The organism is Paenibacillus sp. UNC496MF (genome assembly GCF_900113915.1).
Classification (GTDB): Bacteria; Bacillota; Bacilli; order Paenibacillales; family Paenibacillaceae; genus Paenibacillus_Z; species Paenibacillus_Z artemisiicola.
In genome coordinates this window covers 669,686-682,310 of sequence record NZ_FORE01000004.1, presented here as the reverse complement: position 1 = coordinate 682,310, position 12,625 = coordinate 669,686, and the positions used below count along the sequence as shown (strand labels likewise).

Sequence of the window (12,625 nt, the reverse complement as noted above, 5' to 3'; positions counted from 1 at the left end):
GTCAACGCGCCGGCATGCAACCTTTCGGACGGGCCCGCCGTCTAGGAGGTGCAACTATCCAGAGGAGGCTCACGAATCCATGAAACCGACGATAAAATCGCTCCTGATGCTTTCCGCCGTGCTGGCGGGCACGACGGCCGCCGCGCAGGCGAACGCCGCTTCGGCAGACGCAAGCGGCAGCGCGGTCTTCCGCCAAGACAGCACGCTGGTCGAGATCGGCAGCCGGCACATCCAGGTCCAATTGGCGCCCTTCCTGCAAGCCGGCACGCTGATGGTGCCGGCGCGCGAGCTGGCGCTCGGCCTGAACGCCGCCGCGCAATGGACGAACGGCAGCCTGCTGCTGACCAAAGGCGGCTTGTCCGTGAAGCTGCAGGGCAGCAGCCTGCAGTCCGGCGGCAAGACCGTCGCGCTGCCGGCCGGCGTTCAAAATATAAACGGCAAAATCTATCTCCCGCTCCGCGCCGCGGCCGAGGCGCTCGGCGCCGGCATTGCTTGGAACCCGGCGTCCAAGACCGCCGTCGTGCGCGCGGCCGCTTCCGCCGAGCAGCCGGTATCCGTCGGCTACGCGTTCGAGAAGAACGCCCAAGGCTGGACGGGCGGCTTCGCCGATCTGCCGGTCCAGCACGAAGACGCGGATTACCAGCTCGCCTTCAACTGGTCGGCGCTGCCGGCAATCGACGGCAAGCAGCTGAACGGGCTGAAGCTAAGCGGCATGAACCGCAGCGACGATCTGTTCATGTACGCCGTCAAAAAGCTGGGCGCCGCGGACGGCTTGAAGCCGAATACGGCGTACGCCGTGAAGCTCGGCTTCCGGCTGGCGACGAACGAAGCCTCCGATTCGGTCGGCATCGGCGGCTCGCCGGGCCAATCCGTCTACGTCAAGGCGGGCGTGGTGAACGTCGAGCCGAAGGCGGTCGAGACAGACGGCGACTACCGGATGAACCTCGACAAGGGCAACCAGGCGACGGACGGCAAAGACATGCGCTTGGTCGGCGACGCCTCCAAGCCGGACGCGGCCAAGGAAGGCTACCAGCTGAAGCCGATGCAGCTGGAGGCTTCCGTCACTACGAACGCCAAAGGCGAGGCGTATATCGTCATCGGCACGGATTCCGGTTACGAAGGGCTGAGCACGCTCTACCTCGCGGACGTGCAGGCCGAGTTTACGCCGCAAGCGAAATAACCGCTTCGAGAGGGTTGACAGGGCCTGGCGGATCAAGCGCGGCGCTCCGCGTTGGGCAGGCAATGGCCGTTCGATTATGCTATGATGGAGAGGCTTCCGGCCTGTGCAGGTTAGGGACGGAACGCCAGCCCCGCTAAAGGAGTCGACCGCCATGTCCGATCTGTCCGATCAGCAATTTTCCCGCATCTCGCGCGCGCTGGCCGAGCCGAGACGTTACCGGATGCTCAAGGAGATCGGCGCGTCCAAGGAGCCGCTGCCCTGCGGCATGCTGCTGGAGACGCATAACGTAAGCGCCGCGACCGTCTCCCATCACTTGAAAGAGCTGGAAACGGCCGGTCTCGTGCAGAGCATCCGCGAGGGGAAATTCATGAGCCTGGTCCTGCAGGAAGACGTGCTTCAAGCGTACGTGAACCGGTTGGCGGAGATCGTCCCGCGCCGCGGATGACAGGCAGATCCCATGAACGAACAATTTCATCCTGTTCCATAGGAAGAGGAGCCTTCGGGCTCCTCTTTTTCGTTTCGTCAAGACGCGCTTGTCCGGCAAAGAAATGAAATCGGAACCATGCTCGCCCTCTTCGGAGCCGCGGGCATGGCCGGCAAGCTCGCCGCCGGCCGCGCCGCAACGCGGTCCGCGCCGCAAAAAAGAGCATCGTGCGGGCATACCGCACGATGCTCGTTACATTTCGCCGCTTGCCGCAACCTTCAATTCACGGCCTCCCACGCGTCATGCAGCAGCTCGTTGTTGATCCCGGCCGCGGTGAGCGAGCCGAGCGCCGCGGCCGAGATGGCCTGGTACAGCTCCGAGGCGGCATCCCCCGCCGCGTATACGCCCGGCACGCTCGACTTGCCGAACGCGTCCACGACGACGGTGCCGCCTTCCGTCACCCGGCAGCCGAGCGCGCGGGGCAGCTCGGAGCCGGCCGCCAGCTTCGGCGCGAAGAAGATCCCCTCGCACGCGACGTTCCTGCCGTCCTCCAGCAGAATCGCCTCGACCATGCCTTCGCTGGAGACGATATGCCGGATCGGCGCATCGAAGACCGGCACGCCGTGCCGCGATAGCTCTTGCAGCTGTTCATCCGTCAGCTCGTGCGGCCCGTTCGCGAGGATCGCGTAATTACTCGTCCAGCCCGCCAGCATTTTCGCCATGTGCAGCGCCCGCGCCCCTTTGGCGATCAGCGCGAGCCAGCGGTCCCGAAGCTCCCAGCCGTCGCAGTACGGGCAAACGAAAGCGCTCTTGCCGTATACGTCGTTCAAGCCGGAGATGCCGACCGGCAGGTCCCGCATCCCGACCGCGAACAGCAGCTTCTTCGCGCGCACGGCCGCGCCGCCCGCCGTCGCGATGCGGAAGTCGCCGTCCGTTCCGGCCGCCGAGACGGCCGCATCCTCGACGAACGCCGCGGAAGGGTATGCCCGGAGCTGCTCCCGCGCGATCCGCCGGAACTCGCCGGGCGCGACCCCGTCGCGCGTCAGGAATCCGTGCGTCTCTTTCGTCACCCGGTTCCGCGGCTTCCCTTCGTCGATCACGACGACCCGCTTCCGGGCCCTGCCCAGCACCAGCGCCGCGCTCAGCCCCGCCGGTCCTCCGCCGATAATCGCGACGTCCGCTTCGAACTTCTCTCCCATAGTCATCAACCTCCCGGACTTGTCATATCCATTCTAAAAGCGCGCATGGCGCCGATTGCGAATCATTGCGGCGAGCCCGCGGCCGCCGCCGCATCCAGCACCCATTGAATCGAATGCCGGCGCAGGTACGCTTGCAGCTCCCGCTCGGCGCCGTTCATTACCTTCTCGACGAGGCATTCCGCATGGCGCGGCGGACCTTCGTCCTCCGCTTCGCCGGCCTCGACCGGATGATGCAGCGCGTTAATATTCAAGCATTCATACAGCTGCTGCCGCCCTTCGATCACCTGCACGACGTCGAGGAACGTAATCTGCCCCGGCGGCCGCGCGAGCTCGTAGCCTCCGCTGGCGCCTGTGACCGCGCGAACGATCCCGTCCTGGCGCAGCTTGGACATGATCTTCGACAGATAGCTGTCCGAAACGCCGAGCGAATCGGCCAGTTCCTTGATGCCCACGTTCCGGCCGGACTCCGCGTGAGCCAGATGGATCAAGGCATGCAGCGCGTTGCCGGTGCTTTTGGAAAATTGCATGGGACCGCTCCTCCTTCCAAGACCCTCAACAACTATTACGGACCTATAATGTCCATAATAAACGCTTCGAACTCCTTTCGCAAGAGGGAATCCGAATTAACGCGATTGAATAAAACAGCGGTAATAGAACAACAGCATGAAGAACAAGATCGGATCGACCACGGCCGAGTAGCCGATGTTCCGCCAGCCGTAATGAAAGTACCCCCACGGCGCCGGCAGCATGGTCAAAAGCTCGTACCCCAGGATGGCGGCCGTCCACGCCGCCAGATACCCCGCCTTCGCAAGGAATCGGCGCTCCGACGGAAAAAACCCGAGGAACAGAAGATTGACCGGCGGAATGAGCAGGGTCCGGGCCAGAAACGCGGTCCAATCGACGGAGTTCTTCTCGAAGTACCAATAGCCCTTGAATTTGAAATCGAAGAGCAGGTCGAACAATAGCTGGAACGCCATCGTGAACGCCCAGACATGGGCCGTTTGTTGGCGGCCTTCGACGCGGTTCGGGCGGAAAGCGAGCCAGTTGAACGAAAGGACCGAAACGATGAGAAGAATCATGCGGAGAATTCCTTTTTAGTGTTAGCCTCCCCACTATGCCCGCCTCGCAAACGAACGTCATCGTCCCGCTCAGCCGCCGATCGGCGTCGGCCGCTTCCGGCCGGTCACTCCGCCGGGGCGTCCGGCGCCTTCTGCTTGGCGCGGAAGCGGCGCACTTTCATGAGGTTCCCGCACGTCTTATCGTCGCAATACCGCTTGGAGCGGTTGCGGGTCTCGTCGTAATACACCCACAGGCAGCTCGGGTTCTGGCAAATGCGCACCCGCGACGGATCGCCGGCCGCGATCATCCGCGCCATCGACGCTGCGACTTCCGCCTGCGCGGCCGTCCATCCATCGCCGGCCGGAATATGCTCGATCCGCAAGCCGCCGTCCTCGGTCGCCGTCAGCCGCCTGACTACGACGCTCGCGGCCATATAGGCGTTCAGAGTCGCGAGATCCGCTTCGCTTGGCGCCGCCCCCGCCGCAAAGCCGGCCGCCATGCCGTGCAGCTCGCCGCGCATCCGCTTCAGCGCGCGCAGTTCCTCCGCCGACGGCGGTACCGGCGCCGACAAGCCGTAACCGCCAAGCCAGCCGGCGAGCCAATCGGCGCGGTCCAGCCGATCGTCGATCGCGCCGTCGCCCCTCCAATCATGGTGCAAACTATTCAAAAAGTCGTCCCAAAACATAGCCAAGCCCCCGGTTGTTTTTCGATATTGTAACATGCTAACCGATCGCTTGCTAGTTACTTGACGCTGTGCGCCCCGCATGGTAAATTTGGCAATGTAACCCGTTATTTATTCATTAGCTCGTTACAGGGATCGAAAAGGAAACGAGGAGGTTTCGTCATGAACGCGAACGACCTGCTGCTTCGCAATTGGGATGCCTGCCATGACAAGGAGGACTGGTATCCGCCGCTCGCGGACGCGTTGAACGGCCTGACCGCCGAACAGGCGGACTGGCATCCCGCGGGCGAGCACGCCAACACGATCCGGGAGACGGTCCATCATTTGATTTTCTACAAGGAGCGGCTCCTCCGCCGGCTGACCGGGGAAGAAACCGCTTATCCTCCGGGCGTGACGAACGACGACACCTTCGCGGCGAGGCCCGGCGAGCCGGAGGATTGGCACGCGGCGGCGGCGCGTCTCGCCGAGGCGCACCAAGCCATCCGCGACCGCATCGCGGCCTGGAACGAAGACGATTTCGAGCGCCAGCTTCCCGGACAGCGGTTGCCGTTTGGGATTTGGGCCAACTCGCTCGCCCTGCACGACGCTTACCATACCGGCCAAATCATCCTGCTCCGCAAGCTCCAAGGCTCCTGGCCGTCTCATCGTTCGTTCGACTGACGCCCGCGGCGGCTCCCTCGAGTCCCCGCGCCGAGTCGCGCCGAAACGCAAAGAAACCTCCGATTCCGCAAGCCGGAACCGGAGGTTTCGCTTTATTTCACGCCGTTCGCCTGTATTGCTTGTGATGGTGGCTCTCGCCGGCGGATCCGCCGCCCCGCCGCTATTCCTCGAAAATCTTCGTCAGCAGCGCGCCGAGCGTCTCCACGGCTTCCGCTTCCCGTTCGCCGTCCGCTTCCAGCGTCACGTCGTCGTTCGGCTGTATGCCGAGCGTCAGCATGCTGAGCGAGCTCTTGCCGTTCACTTTTTTGCCGCCCTTCGAGACGCTGATCTTGCACGGAAATTCGCTCGCCGCCTGCACGAATACTTTGGTCGGCCGGGCGTGGAAGCCCGACGGGTTCAAGACGGTAAAGGTTTGGGATGTCATGGGTTGTCGCTCCTCGTATGTTGATGGACGAATGCTTGAATCGTCTCTTGGCTGTCCATGTTCACGATCGCCTCCGCGTGCGCGGCCCACTCCTCGCGGGAGAGCGCCTTGATCAGCGCCCGCGCGGGCAGGATCGAGCTTGCGCTCATGCTGAATTCATGCAGACCCAGACCGAGCAGGATCGGAATCGCCGTCCGGTCGCCGGCCATCTCGCCGCACATGCCCACCCATTTGCCCTCACGCTCCGCGGCCTTGATGACCATGCGGATCAGGCGCAAAATCGACGGGTGGCACGGCTGGTACAGATACGCCACGTTCTCGTTCATCCGGTCGGCCGCCATCGTGTACTGGATGAGGTCATTGGTGCCGATGCTGAAGAAATCGGCTTCCTTCGCGAGCGTATCCGCGGCCAGAGCGGCGGCCGGCACTTCGATCATGATGCCGACTTCGATCCCTTCGGCCACGGCGCGTCCTTCGGCGTTCAGCTTCGCCTTCTCCTCTTCCAGCAGCCGCTTCGCGGCCCGCAGCTCGGATGCGACCGCGATCATCGGGAACATGATTTTCAGCTGGCCGTGCACGCTCGCCCGGAGAAGCGCCCGCAGCTGCGTCCGGAACAGGTCCGGCCGGTCCAAGCAGAGCCGGACGGCGCGCAGCCCGAGGAACGGATTGCTCTCGGCGGGCAGCTTCATGTACGGCAGCTCTTTGTCGCCGCCGATGTCGAGCGTCCGGATGACCACCGGCTTGCCGTCCATCCGCTCCAGCACGTGCTTGTAGACCTGGAACTGCTCTTCTTCGGTCGGCAGCGCGCCGCGGCCCATGTACAGGAATTCCGTCCGGAACAGGCCGACGCCCTCGGCTCCGTTCGCCAGCACCTTCTGCAGGTCCTCCACGCTGCCGATGTTGGCGGCCAGCTCGACGCGGTGGCCGTCCTTGGAGACGGACGGCTCGTTCAGCAGCTTGCGCAGCTCCGCCTGCCGCGCGTCGTAGTCGGCTTTCCGGCCCCGGTATGCCGCGAGTTCGTCCTCCGTCGGTCCGACGATGACGGTTCCTTCGACCGCGTCCATGATCACCGTCGCGCCGGTCTCGATGCCGCCGGCCGCGGCGCCCGCCCCGACGATCGCCGGAATTTCGAGCGAGCGGGCCATAATCGCGGAATGGGACGTGCGGCTGCCGATTTCGGTCACGAAGCCGAGCACGTAATCCGCGTTCAACTGCGCGGTATCGGACGGCGTCAAGTCCTCCGCGATCAGGACGCACGGCTCGCTGATGGCCGATACCGCGGCATAGTCGAGGCCCCGGAGCCGGCTCATGATCCGGCCGGCGACGTCGCGAACGTCCGCCGCGCGCGCCCGCAGCAGCTCGTTGTCCATCGCGAGCAGCAATTCGGCGAAGCCGTTCGCCGTCTCGTGAAGCGCGTATTCGGCGGTCGCGCCGTCGTTGTCGATCCGCTCGAGGATGCCGTCGATCAGGTCGGGATCGTCCAGCAGCAGCAGATGCGCTTCGAAAATCTCGGCCTTCGCCGCGCCCATCTTCGCTTCGGTCATCGCCCGGATGGCTTCCAGCTCCGTCTTCGCGGCCGCGACGGCCGCATCCAGCCGCTCCTTCTCCGCGCCCGGATCCGGGGCTTTGTCCGCCGAAGGCACGAAGCGGTCCTGCCGCAGCCGGTAAGCTTTGGCGATCGCGATGCCCGGAGACGCCGCGATGCCGCTCAATCGGTTCGTTGTCGCATTCATCTGTGGCCCACGCCCTCTCGTCAGGATTTCGCTTGCTTCAGCTGCTCGTATTGCGCGGCGGCCGCGGCGTGGATCGGATGGTCCTCGGCGATCGACGTGTATTTCGCGATCGTGCCGTTCAGTCCGATTTCGCGCAGATCCGCCTGGATCCGCACCGCCTCCGGATCGTCCGGATTATCGAACAGCAGCGCCGCCGCCATGCCGAGCGTCAGATGCTTCGTGCCGAGGCCCAGCCCGTGCGCCTGCAGCGCGGGACGCACGAGGCGGTCGCCGGCCGACAGCTTGCGGATCGGCGAGCGGCCGACGCGCGCGACTTCGTCCGTCAGGTACGGGTTGACGAAGCGATCCAAAATTGTATGAATGTAGTCCGCATGCTCCGCTTCGTCGAAGCCGTACCGCTTGACCAGCACCGCGCCGGTCTCTTCCATGGCGTGCCGAACGAGCGCGGCGATCGGTCCGTTCGCCATCGCGCCCTGGATCGTCTCGAATCCGTAATAGTGCCCGAAGTAGGCGGCGACGCAGTGGCCGGTGTTCACCGTGAACAGCTTCCGCTCGATGTACGGCTCGAGTCCGTTCACGTAATGGATGCCCGCGATTCGGTCGGCGCCCGGAAGCAGCTGCGATTCGTCCACGACCCATTCGTAGAACGGTTCGACCTGAACCTCGAGCGGATCCTCGTGATGCTGGATCGGCACGATCCGGTCGACGGCGGCGTCGGGGAACGCCGCGAACCGATCCGCCCGCGCCCGCTGCTCTTCGGTCAAGCGGGCGTACACGTGCGCCTTCAATTGCGTGCTGCCGCCGATCGCGTTCTCGCAGGCGATGACGTGCAGCGGGGCCGCGTCCCGCGCCATGCGCAGCGCCAGCCCTCTTGCGATGCCCGGCGCGATATGCGGCAGGATGTTGACGCCGACCGCCGTGGTGACGAGATCCGCCCGCGCGACGGCTTCCGCGACGTCGTCGGGATATTTGCCGTTGATGGCCGTGACGTTCTCGACGCGGATGGCCTCTTGCAGCTCGCTCGCCAGGCGCACCGTGTACGCCTTCCGCTCCTTCAGCAGCTCGACCAGCGCGTCGTTCACGTCGGAGAAGACGACCTCGTAGCCCGCGCGGGACAAGACCAAACCGATGAAGCCGCGGCCGATGTTGCCCGCGCCGAAATGGAGCGCCCTCACGCTTCCATCCCGCTTTCGAAGATGCGCACCAGCTCTTCGGCCGTCGTCGCGTTCATGATTTGCTCCATGTTCTCGTCCTCGGAACAGATCATCGCCACGTTGGTCAAAATATCGAGGTGGTCGTTGCCCGCGGCCGCGATGCCGATCACGAGCACCGCCTTCTCGCCGTCGCCGAACTCGACGCCGGCGGGAATTTGCACGATGGACAAGCCCGTCGAGCGGATCAGCTCCTTGGAGTCGCCGGTGCCGTGCGGAATCGCCAGCCCGTTCCCCATGTACGTCGAGAGCGTGGCTTCGCGCTCCAGCATTTTGCCGATGTAGCCTTCCGCCGCGTGTCCGGCGTCGACGAGCAGCCTGCCCGCCATGCGGATCGCGTCGGATTTATCGGTTGGCCGCGCCTGCAGTTTCACTTTGTCGATCGAAAGTATGCTCATCGTAGATTTCTCCTCTATTCGTTTTGATTCTATTCGTTTTGATTTTATCCGTTTTGTTTTTTGGTCTCCAGGAATTGTTCAAGCTCTTGCGATAGATATTCCTTGATCTCCTGCTCCCCGCCGTCCCGCAGCAGCTCGATCGTGCGCGGCACGAGGAGGTAGGAGCTGATCTCGCTCAGCACCTCCAGGCTCTCCTTCGCCAGCTCGCGCGGCCCGAGCATGAGCAGCACTTGCCGGACGCCGGACGGCAGGACCTGATCGAGCACCAGGTCCCGTTCCAGCCGGTACAGGCTGAGCGACGGGACGCGCACGAGCTCGCTGCGGACGTGGAAGAGCGCCAGTCCCGTATCGGGGATGACCTGGCTGCTCTGCCGTTCCCGCTGCAGCAGCAGCCGGGCGACCGGCGCTTCGTCCGCGATGACGCCGGCCCGCCGCGCGAAGCCGCACATCGCTTCCAGCGTCTCGAGCAGGCTCTCGAACGGCTGCTCCAGCCGGTAGACGCGGAACTGATCGAGAATATGGACGATTTCGGCGACGTACGCTTGGATCCGCTTCTGCTGGGCGGCCCGCGGCCCGTAGACCGGCGCCGTCTGTTCGCGGCGGCCGAGCTCGTCGTTGCGCAGCGTGACGTTCTGGATGAAGAGCCGCAGCCGCTCCGCTTCCTCCGCCGTCAGCAGCGGGCTGAGCTTGATGTACCGTTCCTCGCCGAGGGGCAATTCGACCGTCGAGATGATGAGGTCGTACGCTTCCTCCGGAATGCGCGCCGCTTCGAACCAGGAGGCATGCCCGACGATCTCCACCTGCGGGAGCTCCTTCGTCAGGCGCACGGCGAGCATCCGGGACGTGCCGAGCCCGCTCGTGCAGACGAGCACCGCCCGGACGTTGCGGGGAAAGAGCTTCTGCCGCTCCAGCGACGCGCCGAAATGCATCACCAGGGAGCCGATTTCTTCGTCTGGGACGCGGTAGGCGGTCAGCGTCTCGTCCGCCGCCGCGCGCAGCTCGTTATACAGCGGCTCGTAATCCTTGCGGATCTGCGCGAGCAGCGGATTGCGGATGATCGCGCCGGCCCGCAGACGGTCCATCGCGGATTCGAGGTGGCCGAGCAAGCCGTCGCGCAGCAGGCGGTCTTCGCTGTACGGGACGCCCGTCCGGGCCTGCATGGCGCGGACGAGCCGCCAGACGAGCTCCATGTAGCCGAGCTCCTCCTCGGGCAGCAGCTGGTTCGGATGCGGCTGCCCGCGCGGCTCCAGGAGACCGGCGATATACGCCGTCTCGGCCGTCGAGAACGACAGTCCGGTCGCTTCGGCCAGATGCGTCATGACGGCCGTCAGCAGCTCGCTTTGCCGGAAGGACTGCTGCTCCGGCCGCAGCTCGATCGGCCGGCCGAGGCCGATCCGCGCCGCCGCGATGGCGATTCGGATCAGCAGCTCCGTGTAGGCGTGCTCCGGCAAGGCGCTCAGCCCGGCGTCCTCCGCCTTCCACAGCGCTTCCTCCACTTGGGCGAAGAACGGCTTGCCGGCCAGCTCAAGCAGCCGCTTCGTCAACGGCCTCGCGGCGGGATCGGCCTTCCCGAACAAATCCGATTCGTCCAGGAAATTATCGGCGAGGCGCCAGATCATCCGGCGCATGTCGGCCTCGGCGCCGCTCAGGCCGACGCCGTACCCGCGCCTGCGCACGAGGATCAGCCCGGCTTGCTTGACCGGCTCCTCCAGTTCGTCCAGGTCGCTCGTGACCGTCGGCACGGTAACGCCGAGCTCGTGGGCGAGCGCGAAGAGCTTGACGGGCTCCGCTTCCCGCAGCAGGCTGCAGGCGATGAGCAGCCGGCGCTCCTCGGCGGAATAGTCGACGGCGGACGAGGCGCGAAGCGACCGGCGCAGGGTCTGCAGCCGCTCGGCGTCGCCCTGCAGCAGGATGCCCCGGCCGGATTTCTTGAGCAGCGCCACGCCCGCCTCCCGGGCGGCGTCCTCGAGCTCCGCGAGCTCCCGGTGCACCGTCCGGGCGCTGACGTTGATCTCGGCGGCGATTTCGCCCGCCGTCACTTCCTCGTTCCGGCCGAGCAGCAGCTCCAGAATCTGCCGTTGCCTGTGGGTCAATTTCATGCGCGTACACCTCTTGCCGAAATGGAAGATAACGCCGGCTTGGCGGCCAGCGTTACCTTGTCTTATTCGCTCAGCCGTTTGACGAGCTCGTCATAGGCCGGGCTTTTCATGAAATTGTCGATCGAGATATGCTCGGCCCGCGGCGCCTGGCCGCGCGCCCGGTCCGTCAGCGACTTGTGCGTGACGACGATGTCCGCGTCGTCCGGAATCTCGCTGATTGCCGTGTTGACGACCGTGACGCCGACGCCCGCGTCCTTCATCTTCTTGCGGAGCACGGAGGCGCCCATGGCGCTCGAGCCCATGCCGGCGTCGCAGGAGAAGACGATTTTGCGCACGTCCGCCGCCGTTTTGGCGTCGGCGGATGCCGCCGCCGAAGGTGCGGCCGTCGCCGCTGCCGGTGCGGCCGCGGATGCCGCCGCCGCGATCGGCGCCTGCTTCATTTGCTTCATTTTCTCGGACGCTTGCTCCAGCTCGTCCTCGCCTTCGGCTTGCTTGCCCGTCTTCAGCAGCAAAGCCGCCGCGAGGAACGAGACGACCGCCGCCGAGATGACGCCGGTGAAGACCTGGAGCAGGCCGCCCTTCGGCGCCATGGCCGCGTAAGCGAAGATGCTGCCCGGCGAAGGCGGCGCGACCAGGCCGGCGTGGAACATCGAGAACGTGAACGTGCCCGTGACGCCGCCCGCGATGACCGCCAGAATGAGGCGAGGATTCATCAGAATATACGGGAAGTAAATTTCGTGAATCCCGCCGAAGAAGTGAATGATCGCCGCGCCCGGCGCGGACATTTTCGCCGACCCGCGTCCGACCAGCCAATACGCCAGCAGGACGCCGAGACCCGGACCCGGATTCGACTCCAGCATGAACAGAATCGATTTGCCCGTCTTCGACGCTTGGTCGAGCGCGATCGGGCTGAGGACGCCGTGGTTGATCGCGTTGTTCAGGAACAGCACCTTGGCGGGCTCGATCAGCACGTTCGCGAGCGGCAGCAGGTTGGCGTCGACGAGAGCCTGCACGCAGTTGGCGAGCGTCTTGCTCACGACCTCCACCACCGGTCCGACGACCAGGTAGGCGATGATCGCCAGGATGCCTCCGATGATGCCGGACGAGAAGTTGTTGACGAGCATCTCGAAGCCGGACTTGACTTTGCCTTCGATCGCCTTGTCGAAGCGCTTGAGCACCCACGCCGCGGACGGCCCGACGAACATCGCGCCCATGAACATCGGAATGTCCGTGCCCACGATGACGCCCATCGTCGTGACGGCGCCGATGACGCCGCCGCGCGTGCCGTGGATCATCGTCCCGCCCGTATAGCCGATCAGGAGCGGAAGCAGGTACGTGATCATCGGCGAGACGAGCTTCGCCAATTCCTCGTTCGGAATCCAGCCCGTCGGGATGAACAGCGCGGTGATGAGGCCCCACGCGATGAAGGCGCCGATATTCGGCATGACCATGCCGCTCAGGAAGCGGCCGAACCGCTGTACGCGGACTCGGGCGCCGCCGGCGGAAGCGCGTTGTTGTGCTGCTGTATCCATAAGGATAGCCTCCCCAGTAGTGAA

General features: G+C 65.0%; 13 protein-coding genes. 3 read left to right on the top strand and 10 right to left on the bottom strand.

The genetic code is table 11. The annotated features are described in order from the left end of the window. Positions 1 to 79: 79 nt before the first annotated feature. Complete coding sequence (locus tag BMZ79_RS03060) at positions 80 to 1,180, top strand: copper amine oxidase N-terminal domain-containing protein (protein WP_090636416.1); 1,101 nt, start codon at positions 80 to 82, stop codon at positions 1,178 to 1,180. A gap of 151 nt (positions 1,181 to 1,331) precedes the next feature. Further along, entirely contained in the window at positions 1,332 to 1,625 is a 294-nt protein-coding gene (locus BMZ79_RS03055; RefSeq protein ID WP_090636415.1) for an ArsR/SmtB family transcription factor, read from the top strand. A gap of 257 nt (positions 1,626 to 1,882) precedes the next feature. Here the strand turns inward: BMZ79_RS03055 and BMZ79_RS03050 are convergent, their stop codons facing one another. The 4 genes from BMZ79_RS03050 to BMZ79_RS03035 all read right to left on the bottom strand — a co-directional run bounded on the left by BMZ79_RS03050 (position 1,883) and on the right by BMZ79_RS03035 (position 4,547). After that, a complete protein-coding gene (locus BMZ79_RS03050) occupies positions 1,883 to 2,803 on the bottom strand; it encodes an NAD(P)/FAD-dependent oxidoreductase (RefSeq protein ID WP_090636413.1) in 921 nt (306 codons plus the stop codon). Positions 2,804 to 2,865: 62 nt separating this feature from the next. Next, positions 2,866 to 3,330, bottom strand: coding sequence for an RrF2 family transcriptional regulator (locus tag BMZ79_RS03045; RefSeq protein ID WP_090636411.1), 465 nt, complete (start codon positions 3,328 to 3,330; stop codon positions 2,866 to 2,868). Between the two features lie 96 nt (positions 3,331 to 3,426). Next, positions 3,427 to 3,882 carry a hypothetical protein gene (locus tag BMZ79_RS03040; RefSeq protein ID WP_090636410.1) on the bottom strand — a complete coding sequence of 152 codons (456 nt, stop codon included), beginning with the start codon at positions 3,880 to 3,882 and terminating at the stop codon, positions 3,427 to 3,429. Positions 3,883 to 3,986: 104 nt separating this feature from the next. Continuing rightward, positions 3,987 to 4,547, bottom strand: a complete 561-nt coding sequence (locus BMZ79_RS03035; protein WP_090636408.1) for a CGNR zinc finger domain-containing protein — start codon at positions 4,545 to 4,547, stop codon at positions 3,987 to 3,989. A 159-nt stretch (positions 4,548 to 4,706) separates the two neighbouring features. Here BMZ79_RS03035 and BMZ79_RS03030 point away from each other — a divergent pair, with 159 nt between their 5' ends. Beyond that, positions 4,707 to 5,204 (top strand): DinB family protein, encoded by a 498-nt coding sequence (locus BMZ79_RS03030; RefSeq protein ID WP_090636406.1) that lies wholly within the window; start codon positions 4,707 to 4,709, stop codon positions 5,202 to 5,204. Between the two features lie 160 nt (positions 5,205 to 5,364). Here BMZ79_RS03030 and BMZ79_RS03025 read toward each other — a convergent pair whose 3' ends face one another. The 6 genes from BMZ79_RS03025 to BMZ79_RS03000 form a co-directional block, all read right to left on the bottom strand. Further along, complete coding sequence (locus BMZ79_RS03025) at positions 5,365 to 5,628, bottom strand: HPr family phosphocarrier protein (RefSeq protein ID WP_090636405.1); 264 nt, start codon at positions 5,626 to 5,628, stop codon at positions 5,365 to 5,367. After that, positions 5,625 to 7,361, bottom strand: coding sequence for a phosphoenolpyruvate--protein phosphotransferase (gene ptsP / locus BMZ79_RS03020; protein ID WP_090636403.1), 1,737 nt, complete (start codon positions 7,359 to 7,361; stop codon positions 5,625 to 5,627). The genes BMZ79_RS03025 and ptsP overlap by 4 nt, the downstream gene beginning before the upstream one ends. A gap of 20 nt (positions 7,362 to 7,381) precedes the next feature. Further along, positions 7,382 to 8,536 carry a mannitol-1-phosphate 5-dehydrogenase gene (locus BMZ79_RS03015; RefSeq protein ID WP_090636402.1) on the bottom strand — a complete coding sequence of 385 codons (1,155 nt, stop codon included), beginning with the start codon at positions 8,534 to 8,536 and terminating at the stop codon, positions 7,382 to 7,384. After that, positions 8,533 to 8,970, bottom strand: a complete 438-nt coding sequence (locus tag BMZ79_RS03010) for a PTS mannitol transporter subunit IIA (protein WP_090636400.1) — start codon at positions 8,968 to 8,970, stop codon at positions 8,533 to 8,535. The genes BMZ79_RS03015 and BMZ79_RS03010 overlap by 4 nt, the downstream gene beginning before the upstream one ends. 44 nt (positions 8,971 to 9,014) lie before the next feature. Beyond that, complete coding sequence (locus tag BMZ79_RS03005) at positions 9,015 to 11,069, bottom strand: BglG family transcription antiterminator (protein WP_090636399.1); 2,055 nt, start codon at positions 11,067 to 11,069, stop codon at positions 9,015 to 9,017. A gap of 62 nt (positions 11,070 to 11,131) precedes the next feature. Then, positions 11,132 to 12,601 carry a PTS mannitol transporter subunit IIBC gene (locus tag BMZ79_RS03000; protein ID WP_090636397.1) on the bottom strand — a complete coding sequence of 490 codons (1,470 nt, stop codon included), beginning with the start codon at positions 12,599 to 12,601 and terminating at the stop codon, positions 11,132 to 11,134. Positions 12,602 to 12,625: the final 24 nt, after the last annotated feature.